The organism is Syntrophobacter fumaroxidans MPOB (genome assembly GCF_000014965.1).
GTDB lineage: Bacteria > Desulfobacterota > Syntrophobacteria > Syntrophobacterales > Syntrophobacteraceae > Syntrophobacter > Syntrophobacter fumaroxidans.
On sequence record NC_008554.1, the window covers coordinates 1,981,582 to 2,003,650 of the forward strand.

Below are 22,069 nucleotides of genomic sequence, written 5' to 3' on the forward strand. Positions count from 1 at the left end.
GGTGGTTGTCCTTAACCGTTCATCGCACATGAAATTCTAATCCCCCGCCTGTCGGAGCCCCGAATAATATCCGCGTCCCACGCCCCGGGCCAGCCCATGACCGGTGCCGATCCAGACGTCATTACCCTGAAATTCAAGACAGATGACGAAATGATTGGGCAGGGTCAGGTTCGTGGGAAGGGTCCGGACGACGTCTTTCCCGACGCCTATGTTCGCCGTCCACGTTTGAGCCTCGTCCGTCTCCCGCCTGTAGGTCACCCAGGTGTCCGTCGCGTAATCCACCAGCGCCGAAAGGCCTCGATCGGTGGCGCTGTATGAGGAGTCGGCGCTCCGCCCCACGACGAAATTGATGAAGTTGCTCGAGAGCCCGCTGTCGTGATCCATGTAACCGCGCCAGTGGCGCCCGTCGTAGCGGCTCAGCCCGAAATAGGTGGATGCCCAGAGAACCCGATCGATGTAAGACACGGCAGTCGTAATGATGTGGATCAGCCCGTCATCCCTGAAGAGATCGATTTCCATTTGGCGGTCGGGGTCGTGGTAAGCCTGCCACCTGCGCGTCTTCACGTCCCACTCGAGGACCCCGCCGCCCCAGACCGCAACGAACACCTTGTCATCGGCGGCCGTTACGTTGTAGCACCAGATCTCCTCCAGGGGAGCGTTCTTCTCCGTGTAGATTTCCCACTCGCCGGTCACGGTGTTGTACGAGTTCACCCCCGCAGTGGTCGCCGCCCAGACGGTATCGTCCTGGACCGCCACACCGTAGACCACATCGTTCGCCAGGCCGCTGTTCAGTTGGTGAAAATGGTCGAACCGGCCTCCGCTGAAACGGGCGAGGCCGCCGCCAAACAGCGCGAGCCACACATCTCCAGTCTTGGCACTGACTGCAATCCCTGTGACCACCTTCCACGGCAGCCCGTCCTCCTCGGTCCAGCGTTTCCATCGGCCTTCTTCGTAAAGGGCAAGGCCCCCTTCGGTTCCGACCCACAGCCTGTCGCCGTCGGCTCGAATCGCGAAGATGTGGTCGTTCGGAAGGCCGTCCTTCACATAGAAGGTTTGCCACTCCGTGTAGACGAACGGTTCGCCGGACAATCGGGGAGCTTGAGCCGCTTCTTCCGCGGCCGCGGACAATCCGATCAAAACGCCTGCCAGGAGAATGGCCGCGAGAACAACCTGCGCGACAGGAAGCATCCGCAGATTGCGCAGATAGCGTAGACAATCCGGATGAAACGGAAGGATCACGGGAGGAATGACGGGCGTGCCCCCCCGGACTTCCACGGTTGTCCTCATGCCCGAAGACGATCGTTTGTTCCGCATTTGGCCGGCGCTCCTCTCCCGGTCTGGCCTCTCACAGGGTCTTCAAATACTCGATCAGATCGTTCAACTGATCCTTGGTCATATCGTTGGTCACCCCGTGTCGATCTTCCGGGTTGAAACGCGTCCAGATCTCTTCCAGGGTATCCGCACGTCCGTCGTGAAGAAAAGGTGCGTTTTCATAGATATTGTTCAGTTGCGGGACGTCGAATTTTCCGCCGGTATCGAGTTCCGACCTGGTGCCCACGTCCACTATGCGCCTGTTGGTGAAATAGGGCCCCGGATGGCAGGTGTCGCAGCGGTTGGCCACGGGTATCTCTTCACCGGTGTTCGTGTGGGTGCGCTCGAATATGGCCTTGCCTCTGCGCTGGGCGGGAGTGAGTCTATCCTCCGAACGATACCGGTTGGGATTCCTGGGAATGGAACAGATGTAGCGGTCGAGTGCCTTGACCTGGTCGGGAGTGAAAGGATCAACCCGGGTGAAGAAGACCGCCAGCCGAGGGCCGCATTGCCGGCTCAGCGAAGGATTCTTCCCCGTCCATTTGAAGGGCGCCGTGTCCAGAATCCCCCGCAAGGTGCGGTTATCCACCGGATTGATCCCGATGCCGTCCGGTTCTATGTCGTAGGTGATGCCGTCGATTCCGCCGTCCGGGTGGCAGGAATGACAGGAGAACTGGCAGCCGTAGGTGGCTTCGGCACTGTGGAAAATCCTCTCGCCCATGCGCTCGAGCGTAACCTCCTTTGGACCGCCCAGATCAATGACGCCCACACGTTCCTGCTTTGCCGTATCGATGATGGACACGGCGTCGTCCAGGGCGTCCGCCACATAGACAAATCGACCGTCGGGCGATGCGACGAGGCCTCGCGGACCACGACCCACCTCGATCCGCTTGACTATGTAATCGTTTGGAACACCGAGGTGATTGGGCAGGACGGACTCCCGTTCTTCACTGGATGCGCGATTGAGGACTTCCTTCATTCGTTCGACGTCGATCGCGGCCACGGCGTTCACCCCGCCGCCGGAGACATAGGCGTACCGGCCTTTGGCCGTGATCGCCACATCCGTGGGATCGGCAAAATGATGGTCGAATTCGTCGAGAAGCAACTGGTCCACACGACCGTCCTTCCACAAGATTCCGATTCCGTTGGTGATGACCCAGCCCTGAACCACGCGCACCATGGGCACCAGGTTCTTCGTGCGCAGCAGCGTAACGAGAGCGAACTCGCCGTCTGGTGAAAAGTCGATGCCCTGCACCAGGTTGGCTTCGGGAATCACGATGCGGTTCCTGACCCGAGCAGTCCCGGTATCGATGACGGTCACTTCGGACCTTGACGGGGCCCGGAATTTCACGAAGTGAGACAGGTTGTTCGTGACGTAGATGAGCCGATTGTCCGGACTGCGACTCATGCCCCAGGTCCCGCGCCCCGCGGAGAGTCGTTTCACTTCACGCCCCTCGCGCAGGCTGACGACCGAAATGTCGTTCGAGCCCGCGTTGGCCACATAGAGGGTGCTGCCGGAAACATCGCTCATGAGGTCGTGGGGCTCGTCCCCGACGGAGAAGGCAGCAACGACCTTGTATGTACGCGCATCGACAACCGATACCGTATCGGAGCCGCGATTGCTCACGAACACACGCTCCTCGTCGGGCGAGAGCGAAACCCCGTGGGGCAGATTCTGCACTTTCGTCTCCGCGATGACCGCCCGCTTCTTCGTGTCGACTGCGATAAGGCTGCCGGAGCCTTCGCAGGCAACGAACAACCGCCTGCCGTCTCGGGTGACGGCCAGGTTGAACGGGGTCTTGTATTCGACGGCCTGCTGCCGATTCTGCGCGTCGTCGGGTTTCGAATGCGATATTGCCTTCCACATACTCTCGTATTCCAAGGTTTTGCCGTGGAATCCGTTGTGGCATCGCAAACAAGTCTCCCCTGGCGCATCGTTGAGCCCTGCCCGCCTCGATGCGGCCTTGTCGATCATCACTTCTTCCCGAGCGTATTCGCTGCCGGGTCCATGACAGCTTTCACACTGAACGCCGCGCATCGGTTCAAAGGTCTTGAGACTCGGCCCTTCCGGCTCTCCCTGCCCCGTGACATGGCACTTGAGACAGGCCGGGGCCTGCCGGGGATCGCCTTCCACACCTGCGCCGGAGGCTATCTGCCTCGCTTTGTCGCTGCCAAGCGTCACACAGGCGTCGGCGTGAGACGAAAGCCGCCATTTGCTGAACGCAAAACCGGTTGTGGATTTGTTGTGACACCGGGCGCAGACCATGACCCCGACGTACTTGGGCCCGTCAAGCAACGGCTGTGAACGCTTCGATGTCTCCGGAACAGCTCCGCCCCTCCCTTTGTGGCTGATCGTCTCGATCGCCGTTTCAAAAACGTAAGGCTTTACCTTGAGGACGCTCTGGTGTGATCCCTTCTCTTCGTGGCAGTTCATGCAATAGTCTTTGTCCGGGATCCGGAGGCCGGCCCTGACTGCGGCTTCCCTGTCGGCCATGATGGCCGGATCGCTGTATTCGCTCCCCGGACCATGGCATCGCTCGCATTGGACCCCGTCTTCCAGGTGGAAACCCTTGTCCCGTTCCCAATTCTCGGCATCGGATGCGGTGGAATGACAGCCAAGGCAGATGGGGCTGGTCAGAACATCGATGTTTATCCCCGAAAGCTTCGCTATTTGGGCTGATTCCCGCATGGCCAGAGTGGCGTAACCCTTGGCGTGGGGCAGGAGATACCAAACGTTGAACTGATTCCTGCCTTTCGGGTCGTCATGGCACTTTCGGCACGACGCCACACCCACGTAGAACCGCTTCGCCTTCGAGGCGGCGGTTGCCTGGACCTTGGCCCGGGCAGGCGGTTCAGCAGGGTCACCCTGCCGGGCGGCAGAGGCTCCGAGGACGAAAAGAAGCAGCAAAGAAAGCCCCGGGAACAGGCTGAGTTGAAAAATCCTCGAAGTTCGTGACATTTCAAGGGCTCCCGAATCTATTGCGGCCCGGGCTCGGTAATCGTCAGCACCTGGTTGGCCCGGATATTTTCGAGCACCTGCCTCCGGCCGGAAGGCCATCGAATTTCGATTCTATCCGCCTTTTCGTTGCTTCCGAGGCCGAAATGGACTCGGCGATCGCTGTGGGAGAGGTACCCGGAATTGCTGACCACATCGCGGGTCTGGGTCGTGCCGCCGGCCGTCAGTCGAATGCGGGCTCCAATGGCATCCCGGTTGCTTCGAGTGCCGACGGCGCGAATCAGCAGCCAGTGATTGAGGTTTCCTCCGTCGTTTCGCAGCAGCCTGGGCCTGGAATTCAGATTTTGAACCACGACATCCAGGTCCCCGTCCCCATCCAGATCACCCACGGCAGATCCGCGACCGACATACTTCTTCTGAAAATCCGGTCCGATCCGCCCGGAGACGTTCAGGAACCGGTTGCCGTCGTTCAGCAGGAGCAGGGCTTCCTCAGGCTCGAGGAATCGGCTGTCGCCGTTGGAAAGGAAGATATCGAGCCGGCCCTCGCAATCGAAATCGAAAAAGCTCCCGGACCAACTCGTGTACTGGCCGGTTGCGGCAGCAAGACCCGTCCTCGCACTCATCTCCTCGAAGATTCCCTGCCCCGCGTTCCGATACAAACTTGCGTAGCCCATATCGGGCACGAGCACATCCATCAGTCCGTCGGAATCGTAGTCCCCGACCTCGGGTCCCATTGACGAGCCGGTTTCGCCGTTCTGGCCGAATGCCGTGCCTGCCGTCTGCGCGACATTGGTGAAGGTCCCGTCGCCGTTGTTGCGGTACAGGTAGTTTTCCATGGCATCGTTGGAAACGAAGATATCCATGTCTCCGTCGTCGTCGAAGTCGAAAGCCACGACCCCCATCGCACGCCCTTCGGGGTTGTATACGCCCGCCGCTTTGGTAACGTCTTCGAATGTGCCGTCGCCGCGATTGCGGTAGAGGACGTCGGGCCGGCCCTGGTACGAGAGCGGGCCGGGGAAGCCGTTTCCCGGATAATAGTAACTGTAGGCGGTATCATATTGCAGATAGTTGCCCACGTATAGATCGAGGTTCCCGTCGCCGTCGTAGTCAAAAAAGGTGCAGCCGGTCGACCAGGAGTCAACGCCCACCCCGGCCTTGTCCGTAACATCGGTGAATGTCCCGTCGCCGTTGTTGCGGTAGAGGACGTTGGGGCCGAAGTTGGTGACGTAGAGGTCGGCGTCGCCGTCGTTGTCATAGTCGGCGACGCAGACGCCCATGCCGAAGCCCTTGTGACCCACGCCGGCCTTGTCCGTAACGTCGGTGAACGTCCCGTCACCGTTGTTTCGATAAAGCGCGTTTTGAAGGGCATCCGCCGACTCGCGCCCGCTCGGATCACTTATTCCATTGAGATAACAGCCATTTACCAGATAGATATCGACATGGCCGTCACCGTCATAATCGAATAAGGCGACTCCCGCGCCCGTCGTTTCAACAATATTGCTGAGATGGTCGTCGCCGAAGCTATGAACAAACCTGATGCCTGCCTGCTCGGTCACGTCCACAAGGATGGGCAGCTTCACCTCTTCGCCCTGCCCGTTTAAATGAAGAATGAGTGGAAGGCACACAGCGAGGGCAACCGTAAGGCCCCGTGTCGCCCGTTTGATTGTGGTTTTCACAGCGGTCCGCCCCTCTTCTCGACGGCCTTGGCATCCTGTCCCCCGTCGTACCGGGCGCCCAAATCGACCCACTCTGCGAACAGGGCCCGCTCCGCGTCGTTTAACGACAATGCGCACTGCACTTGGCCGGAAGCATTCTGACTCCCGGCTTCATCCCTCGATTTCCCGCCAATCCCAAGGAACAGGCGCTTCACGAGCGCGCTCTTCCCGGCACTGCCCGGGACGATGTAACCCTTGCCGTCGAGGCAAAGTGTCCGGAAGGCTGCGATGCTCTCGCCCAAATGAGGGAGTGTTCCCCCCGGTGAATGGCACGCGACGCACTTCGATTGAATGACCGGCGCGATGTCTCTCACATAATCGACTGACCTGCGGTTTTCAGGAGGGATCGTCAACTGGACTTCGGGCTTCACCACGGCCTGTGCCAGATGGTTGGGAGGCGCCATCTCCCGGTCCTCGTGGCATCCTATGCACCCCCTGGATTCCCCGGGCATGACCCAGGTCCAGGAGCGCTGCCCGGCCAGTGCGATGCCATTTTCATCCAGCAGTTGGAAACTTATCGGGATTTGGGCCGGCACCCGAATGTGGAACGACCCATCCGGTTCCACGGGCGCCACACCCAATATGCGCCGCGTTCGAATGGGATCCGCCGGGAACTCATCCCGACCGTGCCCTGATGAGGTGGAGGAATGTGTCCCCTCGCCCTTTTGGAAGGGCACGGCTTCTATGACTCTTACGTGCTTGATCGAACCGGCGGGCAACCGTTTCACGTCCGATCGATCCGTGATGTGAGCGTTCAGGCAGAAAAACGCCCCGCTGTCCTTGTATCGAAAGCCCACAACCGACGATCGGCCTTTTGCGGCGGGATGCGGGGCAAGGATCCTTGTGCCGAAGCAATGCCGGCCGGGACTGGAATAGACAGCCTTGAGCAGTTTGCCCGTTCCCGGGTCTATTCTATGGATGCCGAAGACCGCCCCGGGCCGATTCGCGCGGTGGGAGACAAGCAGGCCGCCGTCCGGCAGCGGGCACGGGCTGTGAAAGAAACCCTTCTCATTGGCGCCGAGAACGGCGCGGGAGTGATACGGCCGTCTCTGCGAAACGAAGGCAAGGGCCCCGCCGCCGGGCCAAGTGTGGACCCTCGATTCGATGAAATATACCCGGGAACCCTTCCAATCCACCCGCGCCATTTCCATATGTGAGGGTGGCTCCGAATCGCCCGCATATGCCATCGCATCGGAGCCGTCTATATTTACGGCGAAAAGTTGTGTCATCTCCCGCATTCCGGAGCCGGGTTCAGTCGGCTGCCGACTGCTGTAGACCAGCCTGCCGTCGGGAAGTACGTCCGGGTCGAAATCCGAAAACGGATTGTAGGCAATCCGGCGGGCTTTGCTGCCGTCCATGTTGGCGGCATAAAGGGCGAGTGTCGGGGCCTTGCCTCGACCCTCAATCCAGCCGTGCTCGGTACCGACATAGCAGATCTGTTCGGTTGGTGCCTTGTCGTCCAGGTAGAAAAGGGAGCCGACATAGAGGGGGGACACCCGGTCTCCAGGTCCCGAGCTTATCAGGTGCTTGTTGCCGCCGTCCTTATCCATACGCCAGATCTGCCACGAATCCTCCTTGTTCCGCTTACCGGCAAACAGTATGTGGCTTCCGTCAAACGATACGGCAGGATCTCGAGCGGAAACGAATTCCTTAGTCAGCGGCACCGCCACGGCCCGGGAACCCCGAAATGAAAGACGGACAACCCGGCAGCCGTCAACATACCGATCGAATGGAAGCCCTGACATGCTCCCGGGTTGGGCCGGACCGGCGACGGCCGGAACCTCAACGAAGATGAGCTCATCGTACGATGCCGCATCCGCCGGTGCAACGGATTCCAGGCTCAAAGCGACCGCCACCAGGACGACGGCAAGGATTGGTCTCAGAAGCTTGGACGGCATAAAGGGCTTTCTTAACGAAAATGATGGTGTTTTCTACTGAGAACCGTTGAGGTCGAGCCCTTCTGTGACATGCAGAGCTTCACCGCGAGCGCATCTGCCTGAAGTCAGCCCCCATCGTGGACCAGGAATCAACGGGAGTTCGAATAATGACCTTGGGTTAGGTCTCTCAGTTTTTGACTATCATGGGCATTGTGCGGTGTCAAGCTCCCGAGGGGCCGGGGCAATGGGAGACTCTTCGCCTGTTCTTGGAACATGCCCGGGAGAACCCATCGCAGGGTTTCCCTCATCGTTTCCGCGAGGCTGTCGATAACGGCGACGGAGAGCAATGGCCCTGGGCATGGCCGAAGGTCTGCGCTCGGGGAGGGGTTGCCTGTTTGCTCTTGACCACCAGTAATTGAATATAGTTTAATGATATAAGAGCAGTTTACAGTTTCTATTTTCATGATCGCTACTGAAATCCCCGCCTTCAGAGCGGGAGAAAAGAAACGGCTCTTCAGCCGAGTCCTCGAGTGGATTTCGCTGTGGAGGCTTGTGAAGATTATGCTCCGCCCGGCCGGCAGCCATTGGGGCCGCAGAGAAGGAGGGTACGAGCCATGAAGCGTTATCCGGTTCCCAGCACAATCATAACACTGGCAATCCTGGTCCTGGCCTTCTTTTTCGTACCAACCGCTTCCTCATCGGGACAGGAAAATCCGCCACCCGCAGGAGCGGTGGCAGAGTTGAACATAGGGCCTTCGAGGGTTGAATGGCATCCCACGGTGGAATACGGTCGTCTGGTTCTGACCGTCTCCACTCCCCGCGGCACTGTACTCCGCAAGGAGTTTGAGCCGGGAGCGAACCCGTTTTTCGAAATCACGGACAGGTCGGGCAGTATCCTGCCGGATGGCCGATATACTTACGAGCTTGTCGTGGTTCCCTCCGTTGATAAGAATACCCGCAAGGTACTGCAGGAGGCCCGCACTTCGGGGGATATGACCGCGGTGGAGGAGTTGCGGAAGGCAGGCGTGCTCCCCCGGGAGAGACTTGTCCAATCAGGGAGTTTCTCGATCGCAGGGAGCGCCTTCGTGATCGCCCGGCAGGAGCAGCAGGCAACCGCGGCAAAGACTGCGAGCGGAATAAGCGTGAAGCCAACTGATGGTCTTGACCCATTGAAGGATGTGGTACACGCCGACGACCTGATCGTCCAGAGCAGCCTGTGCGTTGGTTTTGACTGCGTAGACGGGGAGAGCTTCGGCTTTGACACCATCAGACTCAAGGAAGACAACACGCGCATCAAGTTCGATGATTCGTCCACCACCGCCGGTTTTCCCGCCAACGACTGGCAGCTCACGGCAAACGACAGCGCGAGCGGAGGCCTCAACAAGTTCTCCATCGAGGACGTAACCGGAGCGAAGATTCCTTTTACCATCGTGGCCGGGGCTGCGAACAACTCGATCTTTGTGGACAGCACTGGCCGGGTCGGCTTCAGAACCAGCACGCCGGTGCTCGATCTTCATGCCAAAACCAGCAACACCCCGGCATTGCGACTGGAGCAGGACAGCGCGGGCGGCTTCACCGCTCAGACTTGGGACGTGGCGGGAAACGAAGCCAATTTTTTTCTGCGTGACGTAACCGGCGGGAGCAGACTTCCCTTCAGAGTCCGGCCGGGCGCTCCCACCAGCAGCATCGATATTGCCGCCTCCGGCAATGTCGGTATCGGCACCGCAAGCCCCAGCGTTCGCCTTCACGTCTCGGAAGCTGCTGCTCCTCCCGCGCTGAGGAATATTCTCCTGCTTCAGAACAACGGTGCCCCTACCATGAAGTTCAGCAATACGGACACTGGTCACACGTGGGAAGCCGGAATGGAGCAGACAAACGATTATTTCCGCATCACCAACCCTTCCGGTGGAACTCTGACTATGGGCAGAGCAGGGTGGCTTACGTTGAGATCGCAAACTCAACTTCTCTTCTATCTCCAGAACGATGGGGATTTGAACATAGCCGGGACCCTGACCCAGAATTCCGATGTCAACTCCAAGGAAAACATTTCACCCGTCGACGGACAAATGGTTCTTTCCCGCCTGGAACAGGTGCCCGTTACGACCTGGAACTTCAAGGGAGATGACAACGCGGCCCGGCACCTCGGACCGATGGCCCAGGATTTCCATGCGGCCTTCGGGCTGGGGAACGACAACCTGAGCATCGCGCCGATGGATGCGACCGGTGTAGCTCTGGCGGCCATAAAGGAGCTCAACTCCCTGGTGCGCGAAAAAGAGAAGCGAATTGCTGAGCTCGAAGCAAGGATTTCTGCGCTGGAGGCCATGGTAGCCAAGAACACCGAAGCCGGGAAATGAATCAAACCCTGCACCGTACGGGCTGAGCCGGCGGAGCCGCCGGCCTTTGCCTTTCAATGAGTCCATGGCGTGCCGGCATCGGTCAGCACGCCACATCATCGACTCTACCTTCCTGTCGTAAGGGTCTCCTCGGCCTGTCGTCGTACCTTTTCGAAGGGATCCAGTGCGATTTCCGCCTCTTCCGTGTCGCCCAAATCGCCTGTCAGCACGAAGTAGACGGACTGCACCAGGAAGAACATCCACACCCCCAGGGCCCACGCCACCATGGAATGGGGAGGACGGTTTCTACCACGACATCCTGCGACTTCCCGACGGAGGCGCCACGAGCAAGTCTCTTCCGGCGTGCGTTTTTACGATAATAGTGGTAAGTTTTCCAAACAGGTGCCGGTTCCCGGTCCGGCATCAAACCCTCCTCGATTCCGCAAGAGAAAAGGAATCCTTATGGCGAAGCATTCCTCAAGAGTGTTTTGGCTATCCCTGATCGTCTCACTGGGTCTGTTTTTTGTCGGCGCCCCTTTCCCGGCTGAAGGCAAAGACCCGCTGACGCTCTTGCAGATGAAAGGCGCCTCGAAGGCCCGGGAGAAATCGGTAAAGGAACTGCCGGAGATTCCCGCCGACGCCGACCGCGACAGGATCAATTCGATCGTTGCGGGGCTTAGCGATGATCAGGTTCGAAGGCTGCTGCTGAAGGAACTCGAGAAATCGTCCGCAGTCGCCGCGGGAAAACGGCAGAAGGAGGAGGTCGACGGCGTCAGCGCCATCGTCAAGCGCGCCGAGGAAAACGTCATTTTGTTTCACCAGCGCCTGAGCGAACTCCGGGCAGGTGCGGTCGCCGTCCCGGAATTCCTTCCTCAGACGTACTCGAACCTGAGGGGCAAGGGAGGAACCGGGGACACCCTGCGTATGTTCGCCGCGATCCTGATTCTCCTTATCGGAGGTTTGGCCGCGGAGTGGCTCTTCGGGCGCTATACGGCCGGGATGCGAAATCGGCTCGCGACCTCCCCGCCCGCTCACTGGACGGTCAAGATCAAACGCCAGGTGGTTTGCGCCGCGATAGAAATTCTATCCATCCTGGTTTTTTGCGTGGCGACCCTGACTTTGTTCTTCCTCTTTTTCAACAGAGGGCAATTCGCCAGGCTGGTGCTTTTGACCTACCTGGCCGCAGTCCTGGTGGTGCGGGGGACGCGCCTGGCGTTGCGCTTCCTCCTGGCGCCGGGAATCCCCGAACTGAGGGTCCTGCCCGTGCAGGAACGCACCGCCCGCTCCATTCACCGCTGGGTCATGGGAATCGTCCTGGTCTCCGGCACGGGGTTTCTGCTCCGCGCTCTGTTGGAGCTACAGGGCATAACACAGGAGAGTATCCTTTTCATTCGAGCGACCACCGCCGGGATTGTCTTCTTCATGCTGGCCTGCCTGGTTTTCGACAACCGTGAAGCGGTCACCGGGTTCATCCACCACAGATCCGGGGACCACCCCGAGGGGGACAGGCTGTTCCGAGGGCAACTCGCGCAGTTCTGGCACCTGCTCGCCATCCCATATTTTGTGGTGGTCTGGGCACTTTGGATGTTTTACCTGCTCGTGGGCCGGGCGGATTTGGTGATACCCATGCTCGCGCTCATTTCCAGTCTGCCGATCTTCGTCATCCTCGACAGACTGGGACAAAGGCTCCTGAGTGCCATTTTCGGGCTTGTGGACAAGATGGAAGGGGGTGAGCAGGAGCCCGAGCCCGGGGCGACCGCGGTTGCGGCGGCCGATGGAGAGAAACCCCTAAAAGCGGCCGGTCGTGAAGGCCGCGCGGTCGCATACCACGTGGGCCGCCTGGTGCCGGTGATCCGCCGCTGTTTGAGCCTTTCCATAGCCGGGGTCATTGTTTTCTGGGTGTTGCACCTGTGGGGGCTTGAAGTACGGTTCGGCGAAGCCGTCACGGGGGCCGCGCTGAAGGTCCTCCTGGTGATTTCACTTGCCTACGTTGCCTGGAGGCTGATCGAGGGAGCCATAAACCGTCGTCTCAAGACGGTGCAGACAGATTTCCCGGTGGATGAAGATTCCGATTCGGGGGGCAAGGGCGGCAGCCGGATCGGCACCCTGCTTCAGCTCCTGCGCAAGTTCCTGCTCGTTGTGCTGGTCCTGACGGTGGGCCTGATCGTCCTGTCGGCGATCGGCATCGACATTTCGCCACTCCTTGCCGGCGCGGGAATCGTCGGCCTGGCGGTAGGTCTCGGGACCCAGAATCTCATCAAGGACATCGTGTCGGGCCTTTTCTTCCTCATCGACGACGCCTTCCGCATCGGAGACTACGTGGAATCGGGCAAGGCGAAAGGCACCGTGGAGGCGATCTCCATCCGCTCGCTGAAGCTTCGGGCCACGCGCGGCATGGTGCACAACGTGCCCTTCAGTCAACTGGGCATGGTGACCAATTTCTCCAGGGACTACATCATCAGCAAACTGGATGTCCCGGTTCCTCACAGCACCGATATCGACCGGGTCCGCAAGGTCGTAAAGAAGATCAACAAGGAAATTGAAAAAGACGAGGAACTCGGACCCGCCCTGCTCAGCCCCATCAAATCGGCAGGTGTGCGGGGTGTCAGCGACTCCGCCCTTAACATGAGAATCAAGTTCAAGTCAAAACCGGGCATGGAGTTCCTGATCCAGCGCCAGGTTCTCAGGCGCCTTCAAGAGCTGTTTGCCGAGCAGGGTCTGGAGTTTGCCACGAGGCATGTCATGGTGCGCCTGCCTGAAGACGCGTCCACCCGCAAGGGGGGCGACAAAGGCCAGTCGAAGGAAGGCGGCGAAGGTTCCCCCCGCAAGGACGTGCTGTCGGCCGCCGCAGGAGCGGCAATCGCGGCCGTTTTGGCCGAGGAGGAGATCGCGAAGAAGAAACTGGAGTCCGAGGCTGAATCCGAGTCCTGACAAAACGTGATCCCGTTTCCCGGTCCAAGGGGCCAAACCTGCGCGGCGAGGGCGAGCACTCGCCGGATGTCCCCCCGTCGCCGGATGTCCCTCTTGTGTTTATCCGGAACATGGCGTAGCCTGAAGGCAGGCATTTGCCTGATTGTTTTCGCCAGAGACGGGGTACCGACTGTTCCCCTGTAGAGAAACAACCCGTTTGGAAGGACATTTCGCAATCATGGACAGAGCCAATTCAGCCGAAAACCCGGCGGGCTTCGCTCACAGAGCCGCCATTACCCTGCAGGAGCTGGACATCCCGGAGGCGATCGTCACCGAACTGATGGTCCGGCGCATTTACATGGATGACAAAAGCGATATCGAATCCATCAGCCGAGCGCTCCGGCTGTCTTTTCCCGTGGTTCACTCCATCTTTCAGCGACTGCGCGAACAGCAGCTCATCGAAGTGACCGGCATGTCCGGGAACAATTACAACTTCTGCCTCACTTCCGCCGGCCGCGAGCTGGCCGAAAGGCGACTCAAAGTCTCCCAGTACTGCGGACCCGCCCCCGTTTCGCTGCAAAGCTACACGGCCATGGTCAAAGCACAGATTCCAAAGCGGGCACTCACTCGGGAGCAACTGAAAACAGCAATGTCCGATCTCGTGGTGACCGAGGAATTCCTGGATCAACTCGGCCCCGCGCTGATTTCACAATCGTCGCTGTTCCTCTATGGCCCCACCGGTAACGGGAAAACGAGTGTCGCGGTGCGTTTGCAGAGGGTCTATCGAGACCCGATACTCATTCCTTATGCGGTGGAGTTTGACGGTAAAATCATCGTCCTCTACGATCCCGCCGTTCACAACAAGGTCGATGACGGCGAAAACGGCAAGGAGGATCTCCGCTGGGTGCTCTGCGAGCGCCCCTGCATAGTGGTCGGGGGAGAGCTCGACATATCCATGCTGGAACTGCAGCTGGATGCCAACTCGGGGGTTTACGCGGCCCCGGTTCAGATGAAAGCAAACAACGGTATTCTTGTCATCGACGACTTCGGCCGGCAGATCGTCGCTCCCCGCAATCTGCTCAACCGTTGGATCGTGCCGCTGGACCGCCGCGTCGACTACCTGGCCCTCAGCTACGGTGTGAAATTCCAGATCCCTTTCGCCACGATGGTTGTTTTCGCTACTAATCTCGACCCCCAGGAACTGGCCGACGAAGCGTTTCTCCGGCGGATCCGCAACCATGTTTACGTGGAACCGTGCAAACCGGATTTGTTCGACAGAATTTTCGACAGGCTTGTGGTGGAGAACAAGCTCTCCAGTGAGCCGGGAAGCGCCGAGCGGCTCCGCGCACTGTGCCTGCAGGCCTCGGGCGGTCAGCTTCGCGCATGTTATCCTCTTGATATCTTAAATATTATCGCCTCCATCAGCGCATATGAGCAGCGCCCGATCCATATCACCAAGGCCGACCTGGAGCGGGCGGCCTCCATTTACTTTACGAAAAGGCTCAGTCGCTCGGCGGATTGACACGGACGTCGCGCCGGGACAGCGTCCTGGAGCGCATGGGAGTCCTTTTTGACCCGGCCATGGTCAATTTGATCATATCTGGAAAAATCAACAGGGTTTCGCTCGTTCACCCCCCGACGTCCCGGCGCCCCCTCAACTGCGCCTGATTCGGACTCGTGAAGAAGAAACATTCCTGTTTTCTTTGAACCGGGTTCTGGAGTAGAGTGATAGCGGATCTCATCGGTTGCGCCTCTCATTCCGGATGGGAAGAAGACCCGAGGAGGCCGGCGGATAAGACAGTTTTGCGTTCAAGATGAGTGCATTGGGCGGGAGGGCATAAAGTCCTCCCCTTGCTACGTCGAACCGGCACATCGGTCCGCAGCAAGGGGCGGAGCTTATCCCCGCCCGCGTCAACTCCCGATGGGCAGGTATTGCGTCATCTTGAACGCACCTCGGTATAAGACAATCCGGAAGCTGCCCGGACCGAAGCCGGTTTCCTGGAAAATGCCCCCGTAATGCAATATCGGGGAACCCACCGAGTACGGGAATTCGTACGGACCGAGGATGAAGGCTCCGAGGGATTGGACCTCGGACGAAGGAGCTTATGGATAACAAGCCCGAGACAATCGGGAATTTTTAGAGTGGAGGGGGTAGTTTACAAGCCCGGAAGCGGGCGACGACGCTAAGACCCGGCCCGAAAATGTCCTGGTTGCCCTTCATGGTGCCCGGATTCGTCCCGCACGCACCGACATGTCCCAGAGGAATACCTTCCGGCCCTGGATGAGCCCTCGGCAACCGGCGCCCCCCTCGCAAGCCACGAGTCGCAAAGAAAAGGGAGCGAGACCATGACGACACAAGACCTGGTGCCCATGCCTTTGAATTACCTTGACAAGGCGCTGAGCAAGCTGCGTGACCTGGGGCTTGCGCCCCAAAAGCCGAATGAGACTCCGGTGGTGGCCATCATCAAGAAGGTCAGCGATCTGGATGAAGAAAAGGCCGTTGCCATTGCGCGCACCCTGAATCACACCACGGTGTTCAACGAGGTCGTGCGCGAACATATCTCATCGATGAAGGTCGGTGAGCGCTACGAGCAGATAGCCAATGCGTTCAACAGCATCCGCGACGACGCCCAGAAGATGGTCGGCCAACTCGAAGACGGCAAGATCGACACCCTGGAGCGCATGGGAAATTTCTGGATGAATGTCACTCGGGGCGACATCCCAAGCCGTTTCGACAAGATCAAGAAAACATACGACGAGGTGACCCGCGACAGCAGGGAACAGATCGATCGGGAGCTGAGCATCCTGGAAAGTTACCGTGATTTTCGCGGCGCGCTGAAAGAGTCTCAGGTATTGGCCTACGAAATCCTCAAGAAGGCGGAAAGTTGTCTGCAGGAGGCCAAGACACGCCTGGAGGAGGCTTCCAAAGCCCTGGAAACCAATACCGACACGGACCAGGTGGCAATCGCCAAACTCGAGTTGGCCCGGGATGAGCGGCTGCGCGATTTGCAGGAAGAGGACAAGCGTTACCAGGTTGCCAAGGATCTCGCCGAAAACCTGTCCATCAACTACAACACGAGCGAAGTGATCATGGCCCGGATGGTGCAGTCCAACGAGGTGAAGGAGCGGGTGTATTCCCAGGCTGTGACCTTTTTCGGCACCAATGAAACCGTGTTCACCGCCCTGAACGCTTCCTTCACCAGCCTGCAGGGCCTCCACGAGAGCACCCGGACCCTGGAGGTCATGAAAGAGGGCATAAACCAGAGCCTCGAGACTCTGGCCGAGGTGGGGGGAAAGGTCCAGGAGGACGCTCTTCGGGCCGGTTATGGTCCAACGCTGAAGGCGCAGAGCGTCAAGAAACTGCTGGATTCCGTGATCAATTTTCAGGAGAAGTCGAGGACCCTCATCACGGAACTGCGGCAGTTGAGCGCGCGCAACGAAGAGGAAATCCGCCAGGCCGTGGAAACCGGCAAACGGCGTCTTGTGGAATTGACCAAAGCCGGAGACATCCTGCCCAATGGTTGATGAGAGGAAGCCTGAGGAGACCCGGTTCGACGAAGTGATGCTCGCCATGGATGTCGTGGACACTCTGCGCCACGAGGAGCAAATGGTGGAACGGGAGCTTGCGTCGGACGAACGCGACCAGGCCTTGTTCGATAAGTTGAAGCGCATGTACGCTTCACAGGGCATCGAGGTTACCGACGAAATCATCGCCGAGGGGGTGGCCGCCCTGCGCGAGGAACGGTTCGTTTACCGGCCGCCTCCACCTCGGGGAACGCTGTGGCTGGCCAAACTTTACGTCAACCGGAAGCGATGGGCAAAAGCCGCGGGGTGGGGAGCCTTGTGCCTGATGGCCGTTTTTCTCGTCTACCGGTTTGTCTTTGTTTCGCCCGAGGCGCGCCGGCAGGCGAAGGCGACTCAGGAGATCAATACCCGAATCAGCCGGCAGCAGGATCAGTTCACCATCCTCAGGCAGCGCCTGACACACTTGAGCCAGACCCTGAAGAGCTCTGTCGACAAGGCCCCCCCATCTATGGAAGTTGCGGCCGCACGCCTTCTGTCCGAAGCCGGGGGGCAGTTGACCGGGGCCGGTACCAGGCTTCAGGCCTTCGAAAAGCTGCCCATGAAGCCTGACTTGAGCGCCGAAAGCCTCGCTCGGGAAGGTGACGCCGTCCGGCTCCGCGTGGAACAGAGGGCAGGATTGCTGAACGAGGTGACGGCGCATTTGGACAAGGCCGAGGCGGCCCTTGCCGATTTGGGCGGACTCGCCATGTTGCGGGAAAAGCTCGCCGGGCAGTACCGCAGCCTGCTGGATGTAATCCGGGAGAGCGCGGCTCGCGGAACGGCGGAGAAGCTTTACACCGATGCACTGGCGGCGCTCAACGGGGCCGATGTCCAGGGAGCCCGCAAGGGGTCGGATGCCCTGCAGGAATTGTACGGACGGGTGGTGCAGGAGTACGAGCTGCGCATCGTGTCCAAACCGGGCGCTCAAAGCGGCGTGTGGCGCGAACCTCCGAAAAGGCCCGGGGTCCGCAACTATTACGTGATCGTCGAGGCCGTCACCCCTAAGGGAGAACGCCTCACCATGCCCATTACCAGCGAGGAGGACGGCGCCACGAGCAACGTCTCGCAATGGGGCCTGCGGGTTGACGGCACGCTTTTCGACAAGATTCGCCGCGACAAGTCCGATGACGGTATCATTCAAAACAACCGCTTCGGGGTTAAGAATCGCGGTTATCTGACCCCCCAGTACCTGATGCCCACCACCGGCGGTGCCATCACCCGGTGGTAAGAGAATGTCGCCATGATAACGGGAAGAGACAACCTGCAGTTGATCAACCAGCACCTCCATCAGGCACAAACGGAACACGAGACGGCAGGCCTGCGCCTGGGAGAGCTGCACCGGCAGCTTAACGCCCTGCACACGGAAACCACCGAACGCTACCGGCAGTTGGCGAGAATTCGACTGGACAACATACAGGCCGGGCAATTGGTCTCCCGGCTGGATGAAAGCGACCAGGCCATACTCAAGCTGCTGGAACAGCTCAAAGGGACCCGCCGTGACTTGCAGGAACAGGTCCAAGCGGGCACATCCAGGCAACAGCAGCTCGAAGAACGGAGGAAGGAGCTGGAACGCCGACGGGACGAGGCCGGCGAGGGAATGCGGCACCAACTGGAGCAGGCCCGCAAGCGGATCGTGGAAACGGATGACTACCGCCGCCAACTGGACCGAGTCCGGGAACTGTCGGCAGTGGCCGGACATGCCGATGAAAAGGCATCGCGCGCGGAACAGGACCGGCTTGAAAAGGGCAGAACCTACGAAGCCGACAACCTGTTCATGTACCTGTGGAAGCGGGGCTACCTGACGCCGAATTACCAGGCCGGTTGGCTCACCCGCCGGCTGGACGGCTGGGTGGCGAAATGCATCGACTTCGCGCGCAACCGCGTCAACTACCACATGCTGCAGGAACTGCCGCGCCGGCTCCGCGAACATGCCGTCAAAGCGCAGCAGACGGCGCAGTTGGAGTCCCAGGCGTTGCAGACAATGGAGAAACAGGCTGCCGAAGCCGCCGGTATTTCTTCATTGCAGGCCGGCTTGCAGGATATTGAAAAGCAGATCAAGCAGCACGATGTCGAAATGGAAGCCGAAGTGGCCCGGAATCGGCGGCTTCTCCAGGATCTCAACGCCCTCAATACGGCAACGGACCCCGTGTCGAAACAGGTCCTCGAACTGCAGGTGGCCGCCCTGCAGCGGGAGGAGCTCTCCAAGCTCCTGCTGGAAGCCCGCAGCTCCCCCCGGCAGGAAGACGATACCATCGTCGCTCGATTGCAGCAGATCCGGCAGGAGCAACACCGGATCAACTCGGAAATCCAGTCCCTCAATACCTATCTGCAGCAGCAGGAAAGGAATCTGGGAGAATTGGAGGAACTGCGGCGTCGGTACCGCGACAACGGCTACGACGCCTACGATTCACACTTCCCCGGCAGCTTCTCCCTGGGCGTCCTGCTGGGACAGATGCTGCAGGGTCTCATGAACTCCGACACGGTCTGGGGGGAAGTCGGTCGCCACCATCAAGGGGGGCGGCCCGGAGGCGGCTGGGATGATTTTGGAGGCGGTCCGGGAGGGTTCGACGACGCACCGGGAGACTTCGGCGGCGGCGGCGACTTCCGCACCGGCGGCGGTTTTTAGGCTCGGTTCCATGGGATCTGCAAGGCGGAGATGCCCCCACCGCGGGCCCCATCGCCATTCTTCGGAACCCCGGTGGCGGAACACCCTCTGCACAGCCTATTCGGAATGCTTGTCGCCCCGCGCGGGCCTGGCCGGCGCAGCCTCGCGCGACCAACTGCGGACATGCAGGTCGCGCTGAGGAAATGGAATCTCGACGCCCTGAGCCTGGAACACCTCGAAAATGGCGCTGTTCAGCTCATGAGTGGCGGGAATCCGGCTGCCCGGCGTGGCCAGGTAAACCCAAATATTGAAATTCAGCGAGCTGTCGCCATAAGCTTCGAAGAAGATCTGGGGAGGCGGGTCATCCAGGACCCGCGGGTTGGCGCGACAGATTTCTTCAAGGATCCGCGTGACCTTGAACGGGTCCGAGCTGTAGGACACCCCGACTTTGAGCGTGAGGCGATTGATCCCCCATCCCCCGTAAGTCCAGTTGATTATCTTGCCGGAGATCAGCTCCGAGTTGGGAATGATCAGGAAGTACCGGTCGAAAGTCTGGAAGATCGTGCTTCGCACCCGGATCTCTTTGACCGTCCCCCAGTGGCCGTCAATGACCAGCATATCCCCGACTTTGACGGGACGTTCGAACAGGAGGATCAAACCGCTCAGAAAATTGCTGACGATGTTCTGAAGACCAAAGCCGATCCCCACGCCCAGGCCGCCCGCAACCAGGGCCAGATTGGTGAGGGATATGCCCAGGGTGTTCAGCGCGATCAATGCCGTGAGGACCAGGATCACATAATGCATGCTCGTGGATACGGTGTATTTGATACCGGAATCCCAGTCCTTTGCGGGAAAGAATTTGAGCTCCATGAAAGCGCGCAGCACGCGGGAGAGCCGGAACCCCAGGAAAATGACCAAAGCGGTGAGCCCGATGGAGACAGGGGTCAGTCGAACGGGGCCGACGGATGGACCCCAGCCGAGCCACCTGAAGGCCCAGCCCAGTCGGTCCGCGGGAACACCCCAGGCATTGAGGGCCACCAGCAGCGCCACGCACGCCAAAAGCACCCTTACCGCCCGAGTCAGGAACCGGTAGGAATTCAGGAACAGCTGATCTCGCCGCGGGAATCGTCGGGCCAACAGCCCCATTTTTGGATGGAGCGTCAAGCGCAGGATGGTGTGCGCGCCTTCTCCAAGAATCCATGCCAGGGCGAGCACCACGACGGTGAAATAGGCCCCTTGGGCTGCGTATTCGAAGAGGAATTTCATCCCCAGCAAACCTGCAACCACCACGAAAGCGAACACCAGAAACGCCGCGACCCTCAGAGCCCGCAGGAATCCCTTGTTCTTCACGAAAGCCGGTACGGGCAGAACCGAAAGGAAGGGATCGAAATGATTCGGCCTCATGAGCCACAGTGCCCAGCCCAACAGCACGACCTGGACGAGGCTCCGCAGACTGTTGGCGCCTTCGGGCGTGAACCCCAGGATTTCCGAGTTGGGTAGAATGGAGATGTGCAGGAGAACGGCGAAGATGGCCATGAACGATAAGTGCCGTCGGAAAAACCGGGCCAAATCCCCGGGCACGGGCAGGACTCCGCCTGCTTCCTCGCCGGCCAGACATTGATGGAGCACGTTCAAAACGATGCGCAACGCCACCAGGCTCGCCGCCAGGGACCAGACCAGCCAGGCCACCTTGTGCGAAAGGATCCCCAGCGACCAGAACGCCACGTAGAGCCAGATGACGAAACCGAGGGAGAAGAGACGCTTCAAGGAAACCGACACTATGGTCAGGAGCACTCTCAGGCCAAGCTCCGTCAAGCGTTCCTCCCAACCGACCAGCCTGAGCAGCGCCGGTTTCTTCAAGCGGACCGTCGCCGCGCTCAGCAATACCAGGAAGAGAAACAGCCCGGTGAGATTGGTCCAGTTCTCCTGAACGAACGAGAACAACACTCCGGAGCGGCCCATCTCCACCAGCCAGGCATAAGCCTTGCCGGGCAGGGCCGCCAGAGTGAGCGCAATCTGCCCGATTTCCAGCAGCCGGTGCTGAAAGGTTTGACGCTTGAGCAGTTCCCCTTTGAGAGCTTTTTGGAGGTAGTCCTGCTCCAGTTTCGTCCTGGTTTCGGCGAGCAGCGTCATGGAGCTCTGCAGATTCTCGACGCTTTTCCCCACGATTCCCTGATGGGCTTTTGCCGCCTTGTCATATTCCTGGCCGAGCTGCCGATATGCGCGGTAAATCTTCTCCAGTTCCTTGGATTTGCGCAGAGGATGATCGGTTTTGGCCAACTCGGCCATCAACGCTTCCACCGACAGTAGAGCGGCGGCATGCTCCTCGATCTTCTGCCGCAAGGCATCCTCTTCACCCGCAAGTCCTTTCAAACGGGCGCCGGTTTGCTCCTCGTGCCCAATCAGAGCCTTCAGCGCTTCCCGGGCCTTGGCCAGGGTCAGATCGTTCACCGCCATGGAGGCATTCAACGCCGCGATCCAGGCCTGCAGCTCCTCTTTCTCCTTGACGAGGCCCTCGAGCATCTGTTTGGCCGGCTCTTGCTGCTGCCGCAGGGCGGTGATGCTGTTTTGGAGTTTGGAGGCGCCTTCCGCCAGAATATCCGGCAACTTCTCAGGACTTGTGGCCGATGTCCCGGTCCTCGCGCTTGGCTCATCGGGTTTTTCCCCGGCCTGCAGACCCGTCGTCAGGGCGAGTACAAGAATGAAGGCCGGCACCACCGGCAGAAAGCCGTAACGACCTGATTTGCGCATGCGTTGTCTCCAATGGCTCGGTTATTGGATTGCGTTCCGCCATGCCG

The 22,069-nt window shown here is 59.7% G+C and carries 12 protein-coding genes; 6 read left to right on the forward strand and 6 right to left on the reverse strand.

All coding sequences use genetic code 11. The annotated features are described in order from the left end of the window. Window positions 1–36 precede the first annotated feature (36 nt). From SFUM_RS08390 to SFUM_RS08405, 4 genes are all read right to left on the reverse strand, one after another. The gene (locus SFUM_RS08390) at window positions 37–1,314 is read right to left on the reverse strand and encodes a ligand-binding sensor domain-containing protein (RefSeq protein WP_011698478.1); all 1,278 of its coding nucleotides are present in this window, start codon (window positions 1,312–1,314) and stop codon (window positions 37–39) included. Between the two features lie 31 nt (window positions 1,315–1,345). Next, complete coding sequence (locus SFUM_RS08395; RefSeq protein ID WP_011698479.1) at window positions 1,346–4,270, reverse strand: multiheme c-type cytochrome; 2,925 nt, start codon at window positions 4,268–4,270, stop codon at window positions 1,346–1,348. A 17-nt stretch (window positions 4,271–4,287) separates the two neighbouring features. Continuing rightward, the gene (locus SFUM_RS08400; RefSeq protein ID WP_208597125.1) at window positions 4,288–5,847 is read right to left on the reverse strand and encodes a CRTAC1 family protein; all 1,560 of its coding nucleotides are present in this window, start codon (window positions 5,845–5,847) and stop codon (window positions 4,288–4,290) included. 92 nt (window positions 5,848–5,939) lie between these two features. Next, window positions 5,940–7,880: an HzsA-related protein gene (locus tag SFUM_RS08405; protein ID WP_011698481.1), complete on the reverse strand. Its 1,941-nt coding sequence runs from the start codon at window positions 7,878–7,880 to the stop codon at window positions 5,940–5,942. A gap of 593 nt (window positions 7,881–8,473) precedes the next feature. Here SFUM_RS08405 and SFUM_RS21630 point away from each other — a divergent pair. Then, window positions 8,474–10,213, forward strand: coding sequence for a tail fiber domain-containing protein (locus SFUM_RS21630; protein ID WP_011698482.1), 1,740 nt, complete (start codon window positions 8,474–8,476; stop codon window positions 10,211–10,213). 104 nt (window positions 10,214–10,317) lie between these two features. Here SFUM_RS21630 and SFUM_RS23920 read toward each other — a convergent pair whose 3' ends face one another. Beyond that, window positions 10,318–10,452 carry a hypothetical protein gene (locus SFUM_RS23920; RefSeq protein ID WP_011698483.1) on the reverse strand — a complete coding sequence of 45 codons (135 nt, stop codon included), beginning with the start codon at window positions 10,450–10,452 and terminating at the stop codon, window positions 10,318–10,320. 202 nt (window positions 10,453–10,654) lie between these two features. On the opposite strand from SFUM_RS23920, the gene SFUM_RS08420 reads away from it, so the two are divergent. The 5 genes from SFUM_RS08420 to SFUM_RS08445 all read left to right on the forward strand — a co-directional run bounded on the left by SFUM_RS08420 (window position 10,655) and on the right by SFUM_RS08445 (window position 19,292). Next, entirely contained in the window at window positions 10,655–13,123 is a 2,469-nt protein-coding gene (locus SFUM_RS08420) for a mechanosensitive ion channel family protein (RefSeq protein ID WP_041440178.1), read from the forward strand. 217 nt (window positions 13,124–13,340) lie between these two features. Further along, on the forward strand, window positions 13,341–14,624 hold the full coding sequence (locus tag SFUM_RS08425) for a DUF8689 domain-containing protein (protein WP_011698485.1): 1,284 nt from the start codon (window positions 13,341–13,343) through the stop codon (window positions 14,622–14,624). Window positions 14,625–15,448: 824 nt separating this feature from the next. Further along, window positions 15,449–16,627 (forward strand): hypothetical protein, encoded by a 1,179-nt coding sequence (locus SFUM_RS08430; protein WP_011698486.1) that lies wholly within the window; start codon window positions 15,449–15,451, stop codon window positions 16,625–16,627. Then, window positions 16,620–17,894, forward strand: coding sequence for a DUF6384 family protein (locus SFUM_RS21635; RefSeq protein ID WP_011698487.1), 1,275 nt, complete (start codon window positions 16,620–16,622; stop codon window positions 17,892–17,894). Before SFUM_RS08430 ends, SFUM_RS21635 begins: the two co-directional genes overlap by 8 nt. Before the next feature lie 12 nt (window positions 17,895–17,906). Beyond that, window positions 17,907–19,292, forward strand: a complete 1,386-nt coding sequence (locus SFUM_RS08445) for a coiled-coil domain-containing protein (protein ID WP_011698488.1) — start codon at window positions 17,907–17,909, stop codon at window positions 19,290–19,292. A gap of 96 nt (window positions 19,293–19,388) precedes the next feature. On the opposite strand, the gene SFUM_RS21640 is transcribed toward SFUM_RS08445, so the two are convergent. Beyond that, window positions 19,389–22,022, reverse strand: coding sequence for a mechanosensitive ion channel domain-containing protein (locus tag SFUM_RS21640; protein ID WP_011698489.1), 2,634 nt, complete (start codon window positions 22,020–22,022; stop codon window positions 19,389–19,391). Window positions 22,023–22,069: the final 47 nt, after the last annotated feature.